The 20,901-nt window shown below is 73.3% G+C and carries 19 protein-coding genes; 9 read left to right on the top strand and 10 right to left on the bottom strand.

Annotated elements, in window-relative coordinates; all coding sequences use genetic code 11:
* Positions 1-55: 55 nt before the first annotated feature.
* From ABZS42_RS18930 to ABZS42_RS18895, 8 genes are all read right to left on the bottom strand, one after another.
* A complete protein-coding gene (locus ABZS42_RS18930) occupies positions 56-1,363 on the bottom strand; it encodes a hypothetical protein (protein ID WP_355146911.1) in 1,308 nt (435 codons plus the stop codon).
* The gene (locus ABZS42_RS18925; RefSeq protein WP_355146909.1) at positions 1,360-2,172 is read right to left on the bottom strand and encodes a SigE family RNA polymerase sigma factor; all 813 of its coding nucleotides are present in this window, start codon (positions 2,170-2,172) and stop codon (positions 1,360-1,362) included. Before ABZS42_RS18925 ends, ABZS42_RS18930 begins: the two co-directional genes overlap by 4 nt.
* Positions 2,173-2,274: 102 nt before the next feature.
* Complete coding sequence (locus ABZS42_RS18920) at positions 2,275-3,150, bottom strand: PH domain-containing protein (protein WP_076470617.1); 876 nt, start codon at positions 3,148-3,150, stop codon at positions 2,275-2,277.
* 6 nt (positions 3,151-3,156) lie between these two features.
* On the bottom strand, positions 3,157-3,315 hold the full coding sequence (locus ABZS42_RS18915; protein ID WP_007455302.1) for a hypothetical protein: 159 nt from the start codon (positions 3,313-3,315) through the stop codon (positions 3,157-3,159).
* Between the two features lie 117 nt (positions 3,316-3,432).
* Positions 3,433-4,119: a DUF6758 family protein gene (locus tag ABZS42_RS18910; protein WP_355146907.1), complete on the bottom strand. Its 687-nt coding sequence runs from the start codon at positions 4,117-4,119 to the stop codon at positions 3,433-3,435.
* Between the two features lie 226 nt (positions 4,120-4,345).
* Positions 4,346-4,969: an RNA methyltransferase gene (locus ABZS42_RS18905; RefSeq protein WP_355146905.1), complete on the bottom strand. Its 624-nt coding sequence runs from the start codon at positions 4,967-4,969 to the stop codon at positions 4,346-4,348.
* A gap of 55 nt (positions 4,970-5,024) precedes the next feature.
* On the bottom strand, positions 5,025-5,534 hold the full coding sequence (locus ABZS42_RS18900) for a hypothetical protein (protein ID WP_355146903.1): 510 nt from the start codon (positions 5,532-5,534) through the stop codon (positions 5,025-5,027).
* Positions 5,535-5,781: 247 nt separating this feature from the next.
* Positions 5,782-6,297 carry a MaoC family dehydratase gene (locus ABZS42_RS18895; protein WP_355146901.1) on the bottom strand — a complete coding sequence of 172 codons (516 nt, stop codon included), beginning with the start codon at positions 6,295-6,297 and terminating at the stop codon, positions 5,782-5,784.
* A 549-nt stretch (positions 6,298-6,846) separates the two neighbouring features.
* Between ABZS42_RS18895 and trxA the strand changes: the two genes are divergently transcribed.
* The 3 genes from trxA (at position 6,847) to ABZS42_RS18880 (ending at position 8,933) form a co-directional block, all read left to right on the top strand.
* Positions 6,847-7,209, top strand: coding sequence for a thioredoxin (gene trxA / locus ABZS42_RS18890; protein WP_355146899.1), 363 nt, complete (start codon positions 6,847-6,849; stop codon positions 7,207-7,209).
* A 192-nt stretch (positions 7,210-7,401) separates the two neighbouring features.
* The gene (locus tag ABZS42_RS18885) at positions 7,402-7,842 is read left to right on the top strand and encodes a hypothetical protein (protein ID WP_355146897.1); all 441 of its coding nucleotides are present in this window, start codon (positions 7,402-7,404) and stop codon (positions 7,840-7,842) included.
* Entirely contained in the window at positions 7,839-8,933 is a 1,095-nt protein-coding gene (locus ABZS42_RS18880; RefSeq protein WP_355146895.1) for an HTTM domain-containing protein, read from the top strand. The genes ABZS42_RS18885 and ABZS42_RS18880 overlap by 4 nt, the downstream gene beginning before the upstream one ends.
* A gap of 1,196 nt (positions 8,934-10,129) precedes the next feature.
* On the opposite strand, the gene ABZS42_RS18875 is transcribed toward ABZS42_RS18880, so the two are convergent.
* Together ABZS42_RS18875 and ABZS42_RS18870 are read right to left on the bottom strand one after the other, a co-directional pair.
* Complete coding sequence (locus ABZS42_RS18875) at positions 10,130-11,986, bottom strand: dynamin family protein (protein ID WP_355146893.1); 1,857 nt, start codon at positions 11,984-11,986, stop codon at positions 10,130-10,132.
* A 111-nt stretch (positions 11,987-12,097) separates the two neighbouring features.
* Positions 12,098-13,012 carry an IniB N-terminal domain-containing protein gene (locus ABZS42_RS18870; RefSeq protein WP_355146891.1) on the bottom strand — a complete coding sequence of 305 codons (915 nt, stop codon included), beginning with the start codon at positions 13,010-13,012 and terminating at the stop codon, positions 12,098-12,100.
* 302 nt (positions 13,013-13,314) lie between these two features.
* Between ABZS42_RS18870 and ABZS42_RS18865 the strand changes: the two genes are divergently transcribed.
* From ABZS42_RS18865 to ABZS42_RS18840, 6 genes are all read left to right on the top strand, one after another.
* Positions 13,315-14,607 (top strand): Hsp70 family protein, encoded by a 1,293-nt coding sequence (locus ABZS42_RS18865; RefSeq protein WP_355146889.1) that lies wholly within the window; start codon positions 13,315-13,317, stop codon positions 14,605-14,607.
* A 5-nt stretch (positions 14,608-14,612) separates the two neighbouring features.
* A complete protein-coding gene (locus ABZS42_RS18860) occupies positions 14,613-17,183 on the top strand; it encodes a helix-turn-helix transcriptional regulator (protein ID WP_355146887.1) in 2,571 nt (856 codons plus the stop codon).
* A complete protein-coding gene (locus ABZS42_RS18855) occupies positions 17,180-19,324 on the top strand; it encodes a nitrate- and nitrite sensing domain-containing protein (RefSeq protein ID WP_355146885.1) in 2,145 nt (714 codons plus the stop codon). Before ABZS42_RS18860 ends, ABZS42_RS18855 begins: the two co-directional genes overlap by 4 nt.
* Positions 19,321-19,767, top strand: coding sequence for a roadblock/LC7 domain-containing protein (locus ABZS42_RS18850; RefSeq protein ID WP_355146883.1), 447 nt, complete (start codon positions 19,321-19,323; stop codon positions 19,765-19,767). The genes ABZS42_RS18855 and ABZS42_RS18850 overlap by 4 nt, the downstream gene beginning before the upstream one ends.
* On the top strand, positions 19,745-20,125 hold the full coding sequence (locus ABZS42_RS18845) for a DUF742 domain-containing protein (protein WP_355146881.1): 381 nt from the start codon (positions 19,745-19,747) through the stop codon (positions 20,123-20,125). The genes ABZS42_RS18850 and ABZS42_RS18845 overlap by 23 nt, the downstream gene beginning before the upstream one ends.
* A gap of 84 nt (positions 20,126-20,209) precedes the next feature.
* Positions 20,210-20,896, top strand: coding sequence for a cellulose binding domain-containing protein (locus ABZS42_RS18840; RefSeq protein WP_355146879.1), 687 nt, complete (start codon positions 20,210-20,212; stop codon positions 20,894-20,896).
* The last annotated feature ends 5 nt before the right edge of the window (positions 20,897-20,901 follow it).

The raw sequence follows: 20,901 nt of genomic DNA, 5'->3' as shown, positions 1-20,901 counted from the left end.
CGCCCGACCGGCAGGACCGCCGCCGCGGCTACGCGCAGACCCGAGCACGAGCGCCTCACGTACCTCCGACGGAGCCGGTCACGACCACCGGGCGGTTCGAGGCATCGGCACCCGGTACCGCAGCGGGAACACCGGCCGAGCCGGCCCGCACCCGCTCCGCCGTGAGCCGCACCAACCTGCCCGAGTCGTCGATGTAGGAGGCTTCGTCGACCTGGTTCCAGGCCACCGCGCCGGTCAACGGCGGCCCGGCGGGCAGGGCCGTCAGGGGCTCGTCCGGCCCGGATGGACGGGCGACGCCCATCCGGGTCAGGTCGACCAGGAGGGCACCGGCCTTCCCGTCGGCCTGCCCGTTCGCCAGCAGCCACCGCCCGTCCGGGGAGACGGCGCCGAGCCCGTCCAGGATGAACGCCGGATCGCAGGCCGTCTGGAGCGGGGCCAGCGATCGGGACGGGTCGAGCAGGGCCAGACAGGGACGGCCGGAGACCTTGTCGAGGACCTGGCCGACGAGTCGGCCGTCGGGCAGGGCGCCGTAGACGTTGAGCGTGTTCTTGTCGGATGCGGCCTGGAGCGGGGCCGCGGCCGGGCTCCAGAGCACGTGCCCGGGGCGGGCCGGGTCGAGCCGCACGAGGACGGAGTCCCCGACGAAACCCACAGGTGCGGCGGTGGCGGGCGCGGGTGTGCGTACCGGCGCGATGAGTTCGCTGCGGACCAGGCCGGCGGTTGCGATCTCGCCGCCGTCCCGCCAGGCGACCTGCCGGCCGTTCGGGGCGATCGTGATCGTTTCCGCGCCGTCCAGCAGCACCCTCGATGTGCCGTCACGGGAGACGGCCCAGAGCGTCCGGCCGGCCGGGGACGGGGCACCGATCACCAGCCACCCGGCGTTCTCCGGCAACCACTGGGCCCGCTCCGCCGGACCGATTCCGGCGAGCGCCACCCGCTTGCCGCCGACGCTGAGGATCGCGCCACCGACGAGCACGTCGGCTTTCGCGTCGGGGTCGGCCGATGGCCCGTCGACGGTCCCGGCATCCGAGGGCAGTGGCTCGGGCCGGGCCTGGTTGGACGGATCACCGAGCACGACCGTGGGGGGCTGGGCCGGTCGGCGGGTCACATCGCCGAGCTGAACGACCCCGGCGCTGACCGCCACGGTCGCCACGGCGGCCATGGCCAGCCCGGTCATCGTCCGTTTCCGCTGCGTCCGCCGGGCACGGCGGATCGCCGCCCCGGCCGGGTCCGCCGCGAGCGGCCGGGGTGCGGCGACCTGCTGGGCGAGGCTCTCCCGAACCCCGCGCTCCAGCTCGTCCTGCGTCACATGGAATGGACGCGTCGGGAGGTCGCTCCGGTTGTCACGGGCGACCGGGTTCACCCCTGCTCCCCCGCGACAGCCGGCACCGGAACGCCGGAGAGAACGGCCACGACGGGTTCCGAGTTCGCGTCGTCGCGTCGCGTGAGGCGTTGCCGCTGCTTACCGGCTGGTCGGTCGCCGTCCTCGAACGGGGGCGCGATCTCTCCTGGCGCCGGAGACGCGGCGACGCCCGCGGTGCCGGCGGACTCCTCCACCGGGCCGGCCGCGGTCACGATCGGCCCCGACTGCTCAGGGCGGGTCTGCGTGGTCCTCGACCGAGGCGCGCGGCTCGGCCGGGCGGGCTCGGCGGCCTGCTCCGACGGCAGTGAGAGCGCGACCTCGGCGCCCATCCGCCGGCGCAGCGTGGCCAGGGCACGCGAGGTCTGGCTCTTGACCGTTCCGGCCGATATGCCGAGCAGGGCCGCGGTCTGCGCCTCGGACATGTCCTCGTAGAACCGCAGCACCAGAACCGCACGCTGCCGGGTGGGCAGGGCACGCAGGTGTCGCCAGAGCAGGTCCCGGTCCAGCTGCCGCTCGATCTCGTCGGCACCGGCCTGCTCCGGGAGCACGTCGGTGGGGCGCTCACCGTGCCAGCGCCGCCGCCACCAGCTGGTCGACGTGTTGACCAGGACGCGCCGAGCGTACGGCTCGACCGCCTCGATCCCGCCGAGCCGCCGCCAGGCGAGGTAGGTCTTCGTCAGCGCGGTCTGGAGCAGGTCCTCAGCGGTGGCCCAGTCGCCGGCGAGCAGGTACGCGGTGCGCAGCAGAGCGGCGGAGCGAGCCGCGACGAATTCGCGGAACTCCTCCTCCGACTGATCCCTGCCGGCCACTGAACACCTCCTGAGAGCCCGAACCAACCAGGCTGCCACGGGCGGTAGGCTCGGGTCGAGATCCACAGGTGTGCAGTTCATCCCACCTTTCGGGGGAGTCCGTCAGGCGCCGTCGTCGGCCTTGGCCTCGTCCGCCTCCTTGCCCAGCCGGGCTTCGACCGCCTGCGGCTCGTACATCTCTTCGACCACACGTAGATAGAGCTCGTTGGGGTTGGGCAGATTCTTGATCTCCCGGAGCGCCTGTTCCTGGCCCGCGGACTCCAGCACGAAGGTGCCGTAGTTGAGTGCGCGGCCGGTCGGGGTCTGCTCGTACTTCATGTCGGTGACCCGTACCAGCGGCATCATGGCGACTCGCCGGGTGATGATCCCGTTGACCACCATCACGCGCTTGTTCGTGAGGATGAAACGGTCATACCACCAGTCGGCGACCCGCCAGGCCACCCAGCCCATCACGGCGAACCAGAGCAGCACCGCGACGGTGGTGAGCGCGCCGACGTTCTGCCCGGCGAGGAAGCCGGAGAGGTAGCCGAGCACGAACGTGGCCGCGATGCCGACGAGGATCGGCGTGGCGAGGTGGATCCAGTGCCGCTTCCACTCCCCCCGGTAACGCTCGGTCGGGAAGAGGTAGCGGGCGACCAGCGAGCTGGGCTCGTCCTCCAGCGGCAGCACCCGCCGGGGGGTGTTGCCGGCCGCGTCGGCGCGCAGCCCGGCCAGCTCGTCCTCCGAGATCGGCGGAGGCTGGTAGCCACCCTCCGGATCGCGGATCCAGGCCCGGCCGGACCGGCCTTCACCCGCGTAGCCGGGGCCGTCGCCGTAGCCGGCGTCGTCGGAGAACGACGGACCATCCGAGAGACCTGCGCCGGAGCCGTAGCCGGGACCCTCTTCCGGAGGGACCCGGGGGATGGGCTCCGTGTCGCGTTCCCGGCGCTCCCGATCGGGATCGTCAGGGTCGAAGGGCGGACCGGGCGGGCTACCCATCGGCGATCAGGCCACCAGGCTGGTGAAGAAGTCGCCGAAGCCCTGGGCGATGTCCATGATCCCGCCGCCAAGCGACTTGAACACGTCCGCCGCGGAGTTCGGCCGGTAGGCGACAAAGAAGATCAAGAATGCGATACCGGCCCAGGTGAGGACCTTCTTGACCATGGCGGGCCATCCTCTCGCGCGGCGCCGGGTCCCATTACCGCAGCGGCACCCAGAGTATCAGTGCGGTGTCGTACAGTGAATATCTGCGTCCGTTCTCCGTCATTCCGGGTCGGGTTGTCAAGCCTTCCCGTGCAGATATGGAGATGGTGCGCCGTACACGAGCTCGGGTGGAGTCCACTCAGTCAGGTCGTGCAGCACGACATCCTCCGCGAGCAGGTGCCCCGCGCTCGCCGGCCAGGCTATCGCATGGAGCCACAATCCCCGAGCTTCGCCGGCGTACGCGCTTCGATCCGCCGGCGAGTTCACCAACCACAGTGGAGTCGGGTGCCCGGCAACCTTGATCCGGGCCTGACCGACGTGTCCGGGATGCCCGGGCCCGGGTTCGCTGAGCGCCTCCGCCAGTTGCGGTCCCGGATCCGGTCCGACCATGGCGGCGAAGCGGTTGCCCAGCCCCACCCCCGGCTCCTCGGCGATGAAGAGCAGGTCCGCCGGGCCACCGCCGAGCGGGGCCGGACCCGCGCAGGCCACCGCCGTCGCCCGCACGCCGGTCCGGTCGTCTCCCGCGTACCCGACGCCGGTCATCGTCCAACCGGCTGGCAGCGGCCACGGGCACCACAGCGGCGTGGCCGATTCCCGGGGCGGATCGGCGTCCGCGGTGATCCGCTCCACCACGCTGGCGACGATCTCGGCTCCGATGTGCTCGGGCACGTGCAGCGGCGGTACCGGCCCGCAACCCGCGCACCGTGATTCGGAGTGCATGAGGTCGGGTGGCCGGACAGGCCCACCGCAACGTGGACAACTCACCGCGACGCTCACCTTCCCACCGTCACCCCACGCGGCGGAGCCGTCAAGCCGAGCGGCCGTATCCGTCCCATCGCGACAAGGATCCCCGCGACATGCCGGGATCTGTCATTCGTCCGTGGGCGTGGCGGATACCGGGCAGCCGGTCGACCAACGTGCGGGCGGGTGAGCGCCTCGGTCCGGCCGCCCTCACGACACCCGGGACGGCAACCCTCACCCGGCGGACGGGTCAGTCCGGGGGCGGTCCGGCATGTGTCCTGATCCAGGCGTGCATGGCGATGCCGCTCGCGACCCCGGCGTTGATCGATCGGGTCGAGCCGTACTGCGCGATGGAGAAGACCTGCGTGCAGGCGACGCGCGCCGGCTCGGAGAGGCCGGGTCCCTCCTGACCGAAGAGGAGCACGCAGCGCCGGGGCAGCGTGGCCGTCTCCAGCGGACGGGAGCCGGGCAGGTTGTCGATGCCGACGACCGCCAGGTCCAGCCCGGCCGCCCAGGCCACGAACTCCTCGATCGTCTCGTGGTGCCGGACGTGCTGGTAGCGGTCGGTGACCATCGCACCGCGCCGGTTCCACCTCCGGCGTCCCACGATGTGCACCTCGGCGGCGAGGAACGCGTTGGCGTTGCGTACCACCGTGCCGATGTTGAAGTCGTGCTGCCAATTCTCGATCGCCACGTGGAAGTCGTGCCGGCGCTCGTCCAGATCCGCCACGATCGCCTCCCGGCGCCAGTAGCGGTAGCGGTCGACGACGTTGCGCCGGTCCCCCGCGGCGAGCAGCTCCGGGTCGTACCGCGGGTCCTCCGGCGGGTCACCCGTCCAGGGGCCCACACCGACGTCGAGCTGGTCACCGGTCACGAGCACCAGAGGGTACGGCGATGCGGTGCCCCCACCCGGAGCCGGGGTGGGCGGTTCAGCGCAGGCCCAGTGCGTCGCCGAGGCGGTCCAGGAGGCGCCGGTCGGCCGGCGACTCGCCGACCGGCTGCACCCGGCCGGGTGGAAGCGCCCGGCAAACCCGGGCGGCCACCGACTGCACCCACTGCCGGTACGCGGCCGAGTCGGCGGGGTCGGCCCGCCGGTCGAGCACTCGCACCGCCGCCCGGCACGCGGCGAGCAGGTCGACCAGGTCGGTGCTTCCGTTGCCGGGCACGGGTTGACCGTCGGGCCGGGCGTAGATCGTGCTGACCACCGCACGGACGAGGTCGCTGTCGAAGGAACGACCGGCGGTCAGCGCCTCCAGGCCGGCGAGCCCTTCGGTCACGCCGCGGCGCGGCCGGCCGGGGCCGGGCGCGGCGGCGGCCGCGAGGACCCTGCCGGGCAGGCTGGTGAGCAGATCCCACTCGGCGGCGGAGTAGACGGCGGTGGTCAGCGGCGCGGCGCGGTGGCCGACCGAGGATGGCTCTCCGCCGGCGGGGTGGCTCATGCCGCCGCTCCGCTTCGCTCCGCGGCGCCATGGGGCACCGACGCGCTGAGCCTGACGGTTCGCTCGCTGCGCTCGCTCATCGCGGAACCTCCGGCGTCAGCATATGCCCCGGATCGCGAAAAGGGCCCCTTCCTCACCGGAACACGAGGAAGGGGCCGAAGCTCCGCGGGACCACGCTGCGCGCCGGGCCGGCTGTGCGGTTCCCCGCGAGCTCAGGACGCGAGCGGACCGGCGCTGTTCGGTCGGGTCAGCGCGGCTCGGGGAAACTCGGTCGCTCCGGGTCCACGCCCTCGGGCACGTCGCGGAGGGCGTACTCCCGCTTGGGGACCATCACGCGGCGGCGGAACACGCAGACCAGCGTCGCGTCCTGCTTGTAACCGCGCGTCTCGACCGAGACCACGCCCCGGTCTGGCTTGGAGGCCGACTCGCGCTTGTCGAGCACGGTGGTCTCGCCGTAGACGGTGTCGCCGTGGAAGGTCGGTGCCACGTGCCGGAGCGACTCGACCTCCAGGTTGGCGATCGCCTTGCCGCTGACGTCGGGTACGGACATGCCCAGCAGCAGCGAGTAGATGTAGTTGCCGACCACGACGTTGCGCTTGAACTGGGTCACCGACTCCGCGTAGTGGGCGTCCAGGTGGAGCGGGTGGTGGTTCATGGTGAGCAGGCAGAACAGATGGTCGTCGTACTCGGTGACGGTCTTGCCGGGCCAGTGCCGGTAGACCGCGCCGACCTCGAACTCCTCGTAGTAACGGCCGAACTGCATCCTGGTCCCCTTCGACGGGCGGCGATGGAGTTCGGCACAGCATGCCTTATCGATCGCTAAGGTGCTGCTCGAGACGGGGGCCAGGCGGAAATGTCACACGGGCCACATCCGAGGGGGACGCAATGAGCGGCGGGGCCCTCCCCGGCACCCGCCGCCCACGCTCTGATGCGGAAGATTCTGCCGTACGCCCGTCCGGTTGCAACAGAGAGCCAGATCACATTTACCTTTTTGTAACAACACTCTTCGTGTTCGCCCACCCTCCCGGGAGCGATCTCCGTGCATGAGATAGCTCCTTGTCAAGCCCCCACTTACCGATTCGCACCGGTCAATCGTGCCGACACTTCCGGGAGCGCTCCCATCACGCTTCGTCACGCAAATGCATGTGGCAGTTGCGATCCGCAGGACGGACACTGACAGACGCAGGTCGATAACCTGTCGTACGGGGACACATCCGGCCGCCCGCCGTTTCGCCGGCCGAGAAGCGGGAATGCGATGCGGTCAACGCTGGTTCTACGGATCGTACGGATAGCGCGCTGATCGGAGACTTCAATGGCAACCGTCGAGCTGACCACGGCGAACTTTGACGAGATGACCGGCAAGGACGGCATCGTCCTCGTCGACTTCTGGGCCGACTGGTGTGGCCCGTGTAAGCGGTTCGCCCCCGTCTACGAGCGCTCCTCGGAGAAGCACCAGAACATCGTCTTCGGCAAGGTCGACACCGAGGCGCAGCAGGAGCTGGGCGCCAAGTTCGACATCCGGTCCATCCCGACCATCATGGCGATCCGGGACGGTGTGATCGTCTTCGCGCAGCCGGGCGCCCTGCCCGAGTCGGCGCTGGAGAACCTGATCGAGCAGGTCGAGGCGCTCGACATGGACGACGTACGCCGGCAGCTGGCCGAGCACAAGCACTGAGCCACCGAAGATCACGGTCGACGGCCGGGCCCCTCAGCCGGGGGCCCGGCCGTCTGCCGTCTGCCGTCTGCGTACCGGCCGCGGCCGCCGGAGCACCGGACGCCGGGTGCCGACGATCGGCGTACCGGTCGAGGGACCTCGACCGTGGGAGGGACCCGTATCGACCGTTCCTTCCCGTAGGGTCACGATCCGATGGAGACCTTGACCCACCGGGGACGGACGGCCCGGGTCGGTGCCACGGCGCTCGGCCTGGCCGTCCTGCTGGCCGGCACGCTCTGGGGCACCGACGACCACTTCCCGTTCGGCCCCTTCCGGATGTACGCGACGTCCAACCCACCGAACGCGCCCGCCCCGGACACCCGGGTCGAGGGGGTCGACCGCACCGGCGCGGTGGTGGGTCTCGGCGAGGACGCAACCGGAATCCGCCGAGCCGAGATCGAGGGCCAGCAGAGCCGGTACGTCGCCGACCCGGCGCGGCTCGCCGAGGTGGCCGACGCGTACGCCGAACGGCACCCGGAGGCGCCCGCGCTGGTCGAGGTCCGGATCGTGATCCGCTGGATCGGCATCCAGGACGGTCGCCCGACCGGCCGGTACACCGACGAGACGGTGGTCAGCTGGCAGGTGCCCGCATGACCCGCTGGTTGACCGAGCCGGTGCCGCGTGGCCGGGTGGCCGCCTTCCGCACCCTGATCTACCTCTTCGTCGCTGCCGACCTGGTGTTCTTCACGCCGTGGGTGCGTACCCGGGTCGATGTGCCCGGCGATCTCTACCAGCCGCTGCTGGTCGGCCGGCTGGCGCACCTGCCGACACCCACCCCCGCGCTGGTCGCGGTGATCTTCTGGACCCTGCTGGGGCTCGCACTGCTCGCGGCGACCGGACGCGCACCCCGGCTGCTCGGCTGGTCGGTCTGCGCGCTCTACCTCGAGTGGATGATCATCGCGATGAGCTACGGCAAGGTCGACCACGACCGGTTCGGCCTGATCGTCGCGCTCGCCGTGCTTCCCACCGTCGGGCGGGCGCGGCACGGTGACCCCACCCGGTCCGAAGCGGCCGGTTGGGCGCTGCGGGTCACCCAGATCGCCGTCGTCTGCACGTACTTCCTCGCGGCCTGGGCGAAGCTGCGTTTCGGCGGCCTCGACTGGCTGACCGGTTCGGTACTGGCCCGGGCGATCATCAGGCGCGGTACGGACCTGGCGGACCTGATCGCTCAGGTGCCGTACCTGCTGATCGTCGCCCAGTTCGGCATCATCGCCTTCGAGCTGGCCAGCCCACTGGTCTTCCTGGTGCCGGCCCGTTGGCGGCTGTGGACGGCCGGCTTCTTCTACTCGTTCCACGTGGTCACGTTCTCGACCATCACCATCTCGTTCGCGCCGCACCTGGCCGCGATGGCCAGTTTCCTGCCGCTGGAGCGGGTCCGCCCGATCCACTGGCTGCGCCGGCTCCGGCGCCGCGGCTCACCGCCCACCCTCGGCCAGCTCGGCGAGCATCCCCTCGCAGCTGCGGACGACGACCTGCGCCCCGCGCCGCTGGGCCAGCCGGAGCAAGGGGTCCTCGGCACGGTCCCGCCAGCGCCACTGGGCCTCGGCGGCGGCCTCCCAGAGCCGCCGCACGCCCGCGTCGTGCTCGACGCCGAGCCGGGCGGCCAGGCCGACCCCGTCACCGCCGACCAGCCGCCGCGCCTCCGCGGCGACCTCGGCGTCGAACCCGAGCCGGGTATCGCGTAGCGCGGCGAGCAGGCGCAGCTCGCGAAACTCGTGGGCACCGGCCAGGATCTGCTCCACGTTGGCGAGCAGCTCGGCGGTGCCCCGCCCGGGCTCGGCCCGCAGCAGCGCCTCGACGGCGGCCAGCGCCGAGCGGGACTTGAGCGTGTCCCGGCGGTCGACGAAGAACCGGTTGACCGACTCGCGCAGCTCGGCGAGGCCGCTGCGGCGGATCAGTTCACCGGAGAGCGCCGCCCGGCTGTCGCAGCCGGTCCGCACCAGGGTGGTGGCGAGCCGCACCCCGAACAGGCCGAGCCGGTCCAGCAGCCCCGCCCGCACCTCGGCGTCCAACGGCACCGGCAGCTCGCTGCGGAGGAAGCGGTCGGCGGAGAGCAGGTACCCCTCAAGTTGTGGCCTCGGCACCGTGGCGAGCTGGGCGAGCGCCGCGAAATCGGACTCGCTGAGCACCCGTCCGGCCAGCCCGATCAGGCCGCTGCACGCCACGACGGTGACGCTGAGCGCGTTCACCCGCGGATCCCGCTGCTGGCGTCGGGCGAGCTGGCGGGCGGTGAGCAGCGCGTCGATCTTTCCGCCCCCGGTCTCGTCGGACCGGGCGAGCACCATGATCGTGTTGATCGGGGCGGCCTGTCCGACCACGCTGTCCCGGCCGGACTCCAGCACCCGCAGGTCGGTGCCCCGGCCGTCCCGGGTCAGGTAGAGCACCGCGTCCGCGTCCCGCAGCACCCGGTCCATCACCGGCGACCGGCCGTGCTCCCCGGGGCCGCTGATCGCGGGCGTGTCGAGCAGAGTCACCTGCCGCAGCGCACGGGTGGGCCAGCGCACCACGATGTCGCGCAACTCGCCGGCCCGCCAGCCGACGAGATCCACCCGCATCCCGGTCGCCGACTTCACCATCGCCAGCTCCTGCGGCGGGTGGTTGGCCGAGTACGCGGTGGCCTGTGGCTGCGGACCGTCCTCGTACCAGGTGAAGACGCCGCTGCCGTCGGCCCCGACCACCGGCGCGACCTCCTCACCCATCATCGCGTTGAGCAGGGTCGACTTGCCGGCGCGCCACGGGCCGGCGAGCGCGACGTGCAGCGGCTGCTCCAGCCGGGCGAGCTGGTGCCGCAGGTGTCCGGTGGCCCGGGGATCGTCCCGGTACAGCTCCAGGGCCTGGTGCAGCAGTCCCCAGACCGCCTCGTCCAGACGCAGACCGACGGTCATGCCCGTGGCTCCAACGGCACCGCCGCCGGCCGGGCGGCGGTCAGCTGCTGGGCCTGGTCGTAGAGCGCGGCGAGGCGGGTCATCTTCAGCTTGATCTCGCGCTGCCGCTGGTCGCGGACGGCGGCGTCGGTGTCGGCGGCCTGCTTGGCCGTACGCAGTGACTGGACGATGGCCTCCTGCAGCTCGTCGGTCAACGCGGCGAAGTGGTCCCGCAGCATCCGCTGCACCTGGCGGGTCGCGTCCCGGCAGTCCTTCACCACCCGTACGAAGTAGTCGTCGACGTGGCGCTGGACCGCCGTCTTGACCGTGGCCTGGCGGCGGCGCAGCAGCTGCCTGCTCTCGTCCCGGATGCTCTTGCCACCGAAGAGCGCGCCCGCGCCGATCGAGACCGGGTTGATCATCGGCATGCCGGCCAGCGTCAGCGCCAGACCGAACATCAGCAGGCCTCCGTACGAGCCCTTCATGCCCGTGATCACCTTCTGGCTGACCGTGAAGCGGTCGATGTTGGGCTGCTCGAACTCCGGCATCCGGTCGGCCAGGTCCTCCGGCACCGTCATCGACCAGGGCGGCAGCACGTCGTAGCCGTACCGGGCGAAGTGGCCGGCCACCCGCCTGGCGACGAAGTCACAGCGCTGGACCAGCCACTCGTGGTTGGCCTCGGCCGCCTCGGTCAGGTTGCGCGCCAACCACTCCTGGAACGTGTCCCAGGCGACCAGCGGATCGGCGGTGTCGAACGCGTCGTCGACCTCGCGCAGGATCTGGCGGGTGCGGTCGCGCAGGTCGTACTCGATGTCGGACAGCAGGTCGGCCATCTCGTCGTTGAGCGCGTTCTGCCACCGTACGGAACAGCGGCGCAGCTCCTCGACCTCACGTTGGGCCGCGTGCAACCGGGACATCGGTCCGGACTGCTCCTCGGCCTGCTGGCTCTCCAGCTCGGCGCGCAGTGGCGCGGCGAGCTGCTCGACCACCGTCCGGGCGGTCAGGCCCACCGTGGCCCGGGCCAGCACGTCGGCCTTACCGGCCAGGTCGCGGTGCAGCCGGGCGATCAATGCGGGAAAGCCGGACTCGGCGTTGAGAGCGCGGTCGTCGGCGGCGGCCGCGCGCAGCCGCAGGGCCGCCGAGACCGGGATCAGGGCCGCCGGCACACCGGCCTCGGCGAGTTGCCGCTGGTTGCGTTCGGCCACCGCCCGCCAGTCCGGCACCAGGTCGGTCTTGCTCTGTACGACCAGCACGTTCGGATGCGACCGGGTGACGTGCAGCAGCACGTTCAACTCGGCCACCGAGAGCTCCCGGGTCGAGTCGGAGACCAGCAGCACGGTGTCGGCCCGGTTCAGCGCGGCCACCGGTGCCGTGCCGCCGTGCGCACCGACCTCGTCGGCGCCGGGGGTGTCCACGAGGACCAGTCCGGCGGCGAGCAGCGCCCGCGGAAGTCCGATCTCGACGTACGCGGGACCACCGCCGGGCCGGCGGCCGCACGTGCCGGCGACACCCGCCGGAATCCGGTCCACCGGCACCGGGGTCCGCTCCACATTGCTGGCCGGCGTGGTCCCCGGCGACCGGCCGGGCGGCGCCGGCGCGGCCTGGACCACGACCGCCGCGGCGACCTCGGCGTGCTGCACGACGGTCGGCAGAACCGTGGTGCGGCCGTCGCCCACCGGGCAGACCGCCGCGTTGACGATCGCATTGATCAGTTGACTCTTGCCCTGGTTGGGCTCCCCGATGACCAGTACCCGCAGGGTCGGGTCGAGCAGTTGCGCGCGCTTCTGCCGGACCGCTTGCAGCAGATCGCCACGTCCGTGTTCGCGGCACGTACGGGCGATCTCGTCCAGCACGTCCAGCCAGATCCCCGCCATCACCGCACCAAGTGTGCGGATTTCGGCTCAATTATCAAGAGGGCCGCCTAAAAAGGGGAAAGGGCCGGGCCGCCAACGGCGACCCGGCCTTCCCGCTCCGACCGAGGGAGGTCAGAGCAGCCCGTCGGTGATGCCCAGCAGACCGCCGCCGTGAGACGCGGATGCGTCCCCGTGGACCCCGGCGTCGCCGGTCACCCCGTCGGTGACGCCACCGGTCACGCTGCCCACCGTGCCGGTGACGCCGGAAAGAAGCCCATCCACCTGGTGCGTCACGCCGCCGACCGTGCCCGGCACGTCGACCGGCGCAACGATCCCGCTGCCGCCGTCGTGCAGGCCCAGCCCGCCCAGGGTGTCGTTGACGCCGAGCGAGTCGACGAGGCCGCCGACCTGACCCGTGGCGCCGGAGAGAGTCCCGCCCAGCAGACCGTCCGAGCCGCCGAGCAGGTGCTCCGGGGTACCGAGCAGTCCGTGGTCGGTGGCGTCGAGCACCGAGTCCGGGCTGCCGACCGTACCGGTCACGTCCCCGGCCACCGGATCCGCGGCGGAGTCCACGACGCCGACCACGTCCGCGTCCAGCGTGTGCGCGACGTCGTGCACCCCGGTCAGGTCGGTGCCGATGCCGCCGGGACCGACGCCCAGGCCGATGCCGGGGAGCACCGTCACCCCGGCGGCGACCGACGCCGGGTCCACCGCGATGGCGCCCAGTACGCCCGCCTTGACGTCCACCCCGTTGTAGCTGCTGGTGACCGAGAGCTGCTGCGCCACCGTCTGCAACTGACCGACCACGTCGGTCGCGTCGGTGACCAACGGCTCGGCACCGAGCTCGCCGATCACCGGGGCGACCGGAGCGAGCCCCTGCACCGGCGCGTAGTCGACCACCAGCGGCACCACGTCCTGCACGTCAGCGGCCGTGATGTCGGTGAGGCCCGCGGCCCGCAGCGCTCCCTCCGGGTCGAGGTCGAACGCCGACCGGGCGTCGGGGTCGGTGAGCAGGTTGAGCACGAAGTCGTGCAGGGTCTGGTCCATGTGCCGGTTCTCCTCGGATGTGGGCGTCGTCTCCCGCCGTTCGTCGACAGCGACGCTATGACCACCGTCCGGCACCGGGCATCGGGGAACGGCCCGCAATCCGTGGTGCCCGGTTAGGGCCTCCGTCCCATCGGCCGTTAGGGGGACTGGGGGAACCGAGGCGGCCAGATTTAGGGGCCCGATGCCGCAGCCATGTCTGGTACGAACGTAGGAGCCCACGGGGATTTGCCGGGGGTGGGCCGTGCACCCCGCGGGAAACCCGCGGAATGCGGCCGGCCGACTCCGGCGAAGGAAGAAAGCACATGCCGTACGTCCTGGGGATCGACATCGGGAGCACGACCACCTCGGCCACCCTGGCCCGCCGGCGCGGCGCCAACTGGACCCGCCCCGAGGTGGTCACGCTGGACAGCGGTGCCGCCACCGTGCCATCGGTACTACACCTCGGCGCCGACGGGACGCTGATGGTCGGTGAGTCCGACACCGACGACGGCAGCCGGACGGCCCGGGGCTTCCTGCACCGGGTCGGTGACGACGTGCCGCTGCTGCTGGCCGGAGAGGCCTGCCCACCGCAGCTGCTCACCGCCGTACTGGCGACCTGGGTGGTGGAACGGGTCCTCGCCCGCGAGGGCGAGCCGGCCGACGCGGTGGTGCTCAGCCACCCCGCCGGGTGGGGACGGCACCGCCGCGAACTGCTGCGCAACTCCCTCTGGGAGCTGGGACTGACCAACGTGACACTGCTGCCGCGCACGATCACCGTCGCCGAGAGCCACGCCGCCCGAGGGTTCGGCGGCAGCACCGCAGCGGTGTACGCCCTCGGCGGGGACAGCTTCGAGGCGGCGCTGGTCCGGCGCAACGCGCACGGCCGGTACGAGACCCTGGGCCTCCCGCAGCCGCTGGACTGGATCGGCGGGGCCGACTTCGACGAGGCGCTCGCCGAGCACGTACGGACCGTGCTGGCCCGGGAACTCGCCGGCGCCGGCCGGCGGGAGACGTACGCCACCCTGCGTGCCCTACGGCCCGAGTGCGAACGGGCCAAGCGGGAACTGACCGTGAGCGCCGAGACCGACGTGCTGCTCACCCTGCCGAGCGGCCCGGCCCGGGTACCGGTGACCCGGATGGAGTTCGAGGAGATGATCCGGCCCGCGGTGCAGGCCACGGTGGACCTGCTGCTGCGCACCGTCCTCTCCGCCGGGCTGCGTCCCACCGACCTGGACGCCGTCCTGCTGACCGGCGGATCCACCCGGATCCCGCTCGTCGCCGAGCTGCTCACCGCCATGTTCCCGGTGCCGGTCGAGGTCGAGCCGGACCCGCAACTGACCGCCGCCGTAGGCGCGGCGCTGGCCGCCTGCCAGGTGGTGTCGCCCCGGCCACGGCCGCCCGAGCCGGCCCGTACGCCCGCCCCCGACAACGACCCGCACCACGGCCTGCTGCCCGGACCCCGCCACCACCCCGCGGTTCCCACGCCACGACGTCCTAACCACGACCGGCTGCAGCACGGTGAGCCGCCACCCCGACCCCCGGTCCGGGTCACGCCGCTGGAGCTGCCGAGGCCGTCCCGCCTCGCACTGGCCCGAGGCCGGGGACGCGAAGGATGACCACGATGACCACGAGCGCCCTCGCCGGGAACCGGCTGATCCTCGACCGCGCGGCGCGGAACCTGCTCGACCGCGTCGCCGCCGATCCGGCAGCACCGCTGCTGCTCGCGGTGACCGCCCCGGACGGGCACGGCCGCAGCGCGTACCTCGCCGAGCTGGCCGGGATCCACCGGCGCGCCGGCGTCACCGTCGACGCGGTCGCCCCGGAGCGAGCCGACGCAGCCGACCCGGACGCCGTCCTGCTGGTCGACGACGCGCACCTGCTCGACGACACCCGACTCCGGGCACTGCGCGAGCTGGTGACCGGTCGGCGACACCGGCTCGTCGTGGCCTACCGGCCGTGGCCACGATCCGCCCCGCTGGTCGAGCTGGCCGACTCGGTACGACGGGACGGACAACTCATCCCGCTCACCCCGTTCGCCCGCGAACAGACCGCCGCGTACCTCGCCACCGTGCCCGAGCTCGGCCGGCGGACCGACCTGACCGAATTCGTACACGGCCAGACCGCCGGGGTGCCCCGCGACGTCGAGCGGCTGGCCCGGGCACTGCGTGGGCAGGACCTGCGAGCCGGCGTGCCGACCGAGCCGCCCCGGCAGGCCGTCCTCGAGTTCGGTCCGGACCTCGACGACCTCTCCCCCGACGTCCGCCGGCTGCTGCTCGCCGTCGCCGCCGGCGTACCGCTGCCGGTCGACCTGCTCGGCGCGTTGCTCGGCCGCGAGCCGGCCGAGGTGGACGCCCTCGTCGCCGCGACCCGCGCCGCCGGCCTGCTCGGCGCGGACGGCCGCCTCGCTCCGCTGGTACGCCGGGCGGTGACCGCACTCAGCCCGGCCGCCGAGCGCACGGCGGTCTGGCGGCGGCTCAGCGAGGTCCAGCTCGCCCGCGGCGGTTCGGTGCTGCCGCTGGTCCGTGCACTGTTCAGGGCCGGGGTGGCCGGGGACTGCCCGGCCGCGACGCTGGAGGCCGCCGCCGAGGAGGCGCTCACCACCGAGCCGGCCCTCGCGGCGGAACTGTTCGCGGCGGCGTCGGCCGCCGGACGGCCGGTAGCCGACCGGCAGGCGGTCGCCGCGGCCCTCGCCGGTGATCTCGACGTCGCGCTCCGCCTCGCCGACCGGCTGCTCGCCTCGGCGACGTCCACCGAGCGCGCCGAGGCGGCACTGGTCGCCGCGACCGCGCTCGCCCATCGCGGCCAGGTCGGGCGCAGCGTAGAGCTGTACCGCTGGTCGGGAGCGGCCCCGGCGGCGGCGTTCGCCGCCGTCGGCGCACTCGCCGCCGGCGACCCCGCAGCCGCGGCCGCCGCCCACGCGGACGACCGTGGCGGGCCGCCGACCCTGCACGCGAGCGCAGCCCGGCTGATGGCCGAGGGGGTACGGGACAGCCTCAGCGGGTCGCCGACGGCGGCCCTGTCCACCCTCGTGCAGGCGACGGCGCTACTGGAGCCGGACGGCCGAGCGGTGCTCCTGCCCGACAGCCCGGCCGCCCTCGCCGCGCTGATCGCCGTGCACACCGGTGAGCTGGACATCGCGGAGCGGGTGCTCGACCGGGCGGTGGCCAGCGGCATCGGCGGCCCGCTGATGGCGCGCCGCCACCGGCTGCTTCACGCCTGGATCCTGATGGTCCGCGGTCGTACGGCCGACGCCGCCGCCCGACTCGGTACGGTCACCGGGCACGGCCGGCCGCTCGAATCGCGGGACCTGCTCTTCGCTACCGCCCTGGAACTGGGCATCGCACGGCGCAACAGCGACCTCGGCGCGCTCCAGCGCGGCTGGGGGCACGCCCTGGAAGCCGTCGTACGCCACCCGGTGGACCTGTTCACGCTCCTTCCCCTCGGCGAGCTGGCCATCGCGGGCGCCCGCCTCGGCGACCTGGACCGGCTGGCACCGCACCTGCACCGGGCCCGGTCGTTGCTGGCCCGGCTCGACGAACCACCACTGTGGAGCACTCCGTTGCACTGGAGCGGGCTGCACGCGGCGATCCTCTCCGACGAGCCGGGCGCCGCCGACGAGCACGTGGCCGCGTTGCTGGCCGCCGCGCCGCACAGCCGGTACGCCACAGTGGTCGCCGCGGCCGCCGCCAGCTGGGTCGACGTGCTGCGTGGCGTGGTCGACCCGGTCCCGGTGGAGGCCGCGGCCCGCGGCCTGCACGACGCCGGGCTCTGCTGGGACGGGGCCCGGCTCGCCGGGCAGGCCGCCATCCGCACCTCGGACCGTCGGGCCATGACCACCCTCCTCGACTGCGCCCGGACGCTCCAGGGCCGGTCCGTCGGGTCCCGGCCAGGTCGGCCACCGGTGGCCGGCAGTGACGGGCAGGTCGCCGACGCGCTGGCCACGCCGGCCGCGCACCGGCTCAGCGACCGCGAGCGGGAGGTGGCCGAACTGGTGCTGGCCGGGCTCACCTATCGGGAGATCGGCGACCGGCTCTTCATCTCGGCGAAGACGGTGGAACACCACGTGGCCCGGATGCGCTCCCGCCTCGACTGCGCCAACCGCGCGGAACTGCTGGCGCTGCTACGCACCATCGTGGCCCAACGCCCCGACACGGCGGCCGGGCAACCCTGGCCCGGACGGCCGACCCGATGAGCGAACCCGCGACTACTACGGCTGGACAACCGATCCGGCGCCTCTTCGCCGCCACGGCGGTGGCGCTGCTCGTGCTCTGGTCGTACGCCGCGTACCTGACCGGCGCGGACGCCGCCGACCTGCTCCGCGTCCGGGCTCTGGCGGAGACCCTCGGCCAGCCCACCGACCGGCTGATCCGCGACCTGCAGACCGAACGGCGCCTCACCGCCGGCACGATCGCCGGTGGGCCGCAGGAGCGGTCCGCCCTCACCGGCGCACGCACCGACACCGACCGGAGCGTGACCGCCCTGCGCGACGCCGCCGGCGGTACCGACCTGCGGCTGCTCACCGCCGGAGCGGTACGAGACCGCGCCGACACGCTGCTGCGCCGGCTCGACGGACTGGCCGACCTGCGCGCCGACGCGGACGCCGACCGAACCGAGGCCGTCACCGGCTACGACCAGCTCATCGACGTCGCGTTCGCGGTGTACGGCCCGGAGTGGGGTGGCCGCGAGAACCGGCTGGCCGCCGAGACCCGGTCGATAGTGGCGCTCACCCGTACGCGGGAACTGCTCGCCCGGGAGGACACCCTGCTCACCGCCGCGCTGACGGCCGGCCGGACCAGCGCCGACGACCGCCGCCGCCTCGCCGAGCTGATCGAGATCCGGCGGTACGCGGGCACCGAGGCCGTCGTCGGGCTGCCCGGTGTCGATCAAGACGCCTACCTGACCCTGGTGCAGGGCCCCCGGTTCGCGGCACTCCGTTCGCTGGAGGATCGGCTGCTGCACCCGGCTGGCTCCCGCCCCGAGCCCGGCGTCGATGAGTGGCAGACCGCGTCCGCGCCCGCCCTGGCCGAACTGCACGACCTGGTCAGGTCCACGGCCCGGCAGAGCGTGGAACGGGCCACGCCCGGTGCGGCCCTGCTGGTCGTGCGTACCGGTGCCGTGCTGGGCCTCGGCCTGGTCGCGCTGGTCGCCCTGCTGCTCGCCGGGGCGCGCGCCCTCCGCCGGCTCTCCGCCGCACCCGAGCACACCCGACCCGCCGCACCGGCCCGGGAGCCGCGCCGGCCTCCCGTCGGCGGTCGTCCCGGAGCAGCCGCCGGCAGTGACAGCGGGTCGGCCGGGCACGCGGTGCTCGACGGCCGGAACGACCGCGCGCCCGGCCGACCCGTCACCGGGGCTCGGCACGCGACGGGAGGTCCGGCGGCCACCGGGTGGGGTGAGCGCGGCAGCGGCACCGTGAATGCCGCCGGTCCGGGCGGCGCGGGCGGCGGTCCCGTGTCCGGGCGGTGGGACGAGCACACCGTCGCGGCGGCCACCCGGGAACTGTTCCTCCGCCTCACCCAGCGCAACCAGGTGCTGCTGCGCGAACAGCTCAACCTGCTCGACCTGATGGAGCGGCGCGAGCACGACGCGGAGGAGACCGCCGAGCTGTTCCGCCTCGACCACCTCGCCACCCGGCTGCGGCGCAACGTCGAGAAGCTGGTCACTCTCGCCGGGGCCAGGCCGTCCCGACGCTGGCGCCGCCCGGTTCCGCTGCTCGACGTGGCCCGCGGCGCCGTCGCCGAGGTCGCCGACTACCAGCGGGTCCTCGTCGCTCCGCACTGGCCGTGGCACCTCGCCGGACCGGCGGTCACCGACGTCATCCACCTGCTCGCCGAGCTCGTCGAGAACGCCCTGGTGTTCTCCCCGGCGGAGACCACGGTCCGGATGGCCGGCGAGCACCGGCCGGGCGGCTGCGCCGTCGTCGTGACCGACGACGGGCCGGGCCTCGCTCCGGCCGCCCTCGCCGCAGCCAACCTCACGCTGACCGATCCGCCGATGGCGGGTCCCCCGTCCGGCCGCACCGGCCTGTACGCTGCTGCACTACTCGCTGCCCGTTGCGGTGCCCGGGTCTCGCTGCAACCCGGTCCTCGCGGCGGAACGGCGGCGATCGTGCTGCTCCCGTCCGCCCTGGTCACGCCGACGGGGCCGGATGCCGCAGCGCCCGGGCCGGGTGGCCCCCGGTCCGGTCCGTCGGCTCGCCCACCGGCCGGCCCCGGCTCCACCGGCGACCTGCCGGTCCGGACCCGCTACTCCGGGTCCGGTCAGTCGGGGCCGGGCAGGGCCGGCACCGACACGGTTGAGATACCGGCACCCAGCGCAGCGAGAGGACGCTCATGACGCATTCAGTGGTCACCGCCGACGGCCTGACCGAGGCCCTGAACGATCTGGTCGACCGGGTGCACGGCGCCGAGTTCGCGGTGGTGCTCTCCCCCGACGGGCTGCTGCTCGGCGCCAGCCGGGGCGTCCACGACGAACTGGCGAATCAGCTGTCCAGCCTGGTCGCCGGGCTGGAGGCGCTCGGTTCGGCCGCCACCCGGGTCTGCGTCGGCGGCGCACTGCGGCAGATCGTAGTGCAGATGGCTCGGGCGTTCCTCTTCGTCGCCACCACCCGCAACGGCGCCATCCTCACCGTCCGCATCGGAGCCGACGCTGAGGTCGGCGACATGGCGTACGAGGTGGCGCTCTTCGTGGGGCAGGCCGAGCAGCACCTGCCGGTGTATCTCACCCCGGCCTCCACCGTGACGACCGGCGAGATCGATGCAGCCGACCGAAGCCGCTGACGAGGCGTGGTACGACGACGACGCCGGGCCGGTGGTCCGGCCGTACACCATGACCGGGGGCCGCGCGGCCCCCGACCGGGGCCGGTTCGACCTGATCACCCTGGTCGTCGCCCGAGGCCCGGCTCCCGCGGCCGGACGGCTCTTCCCGGAGCAGTCGGCGATCGTCGGGATGTGTCGTCGACCGCTGTCGGTGGCGGAACTCGGCGCAGAGCTGGACCTGCCGGTCGGCACCGTCCGGGTACTCCTCGGTGACCTGCTCGCGGCGGGGCTGATCGAGACACACGAGCCACCGACGCTCGCCGAGCTGCCCTCCGAGGAACTGCTCAGGGAGCTGCTCGCCGGGCTCCGCGCGCTCTGAGCCGACGCCACCGCGACGCCGCGTCGGACCATCTGAAGGGGGAACTGGGCAGTGCCGGCATCACCGCCGCGGCCACGGCGGACCGTGGCGATCATCGTGCTCGATCGGATCGTGGCCCTCGCCGCGTCGGTCCGGCGTACGGTCATCGACCGGAGTACGGGATCACGTGCCACTCGGATCGCCGTGGTCGCCTCGCTCACGGTGCTCGTCGCCACGGCGATCCCGGTCGTCCTGGTGCTGCGCACACCGGAGCGGTTGGCACCGGTGGCCCTGGACCCACCACCCGGACCCGGGCCGGCGGCCGCGCCCGAGCCCGGCACCCCAGGCGCGGAGGCCCGCCCCGCAACATCGCTCGCCCCCACGCCGAGCCACCCGGCCGGGACGGCGAGCCCCTCCGCCGCGACGCCGTCCAGTGCCGCCGCGACCACGTCCACCCCGGCTCCGGCACCGCTGCACGCCGACTTCTCGATCGACGAGAGCGCGCTGCTCAGCTACCGAGCCACGGTCGACATCAGCAACCCGGGGACCGTGCCCGCAGCGGACTGGACCCTGGTGGTCACGCTGCCCCGGGAGTCCCTCAAGGTCACGGCGGTCACCGGCGCCCGCGTCACCCGCGACGGCGCCACCTGGACCTTCGTGCCGGACGGCGGCGGGCAGGTGCCGGGACGAGGCTCCGTGCAGGTGACGTTCCGGGTGGCCGGCGCGCTCGTCAGCGCGGCCCCGACCGCCTGCACCATCGACGACACAGCCTGCACCGGCCTCCCCGGCTGACGGCG

Origin of the sequence: Micromonospora sp. NPDC005367 (genome assembly GCF_040606825.1) — a bacterium.
In the GTDB taxonomy this organism is placed as follows: domain Bacteria; phylum Actinomycetota; class Actinomycetes; order Mycobacteriales; family Micromonosporaceae; genus Micromonospora.
The sequence above is the reverse complement of the archived record's forward strand: the minus strand, read 5'-3'. Positions and strand labels throughout refer to the sequence as shown.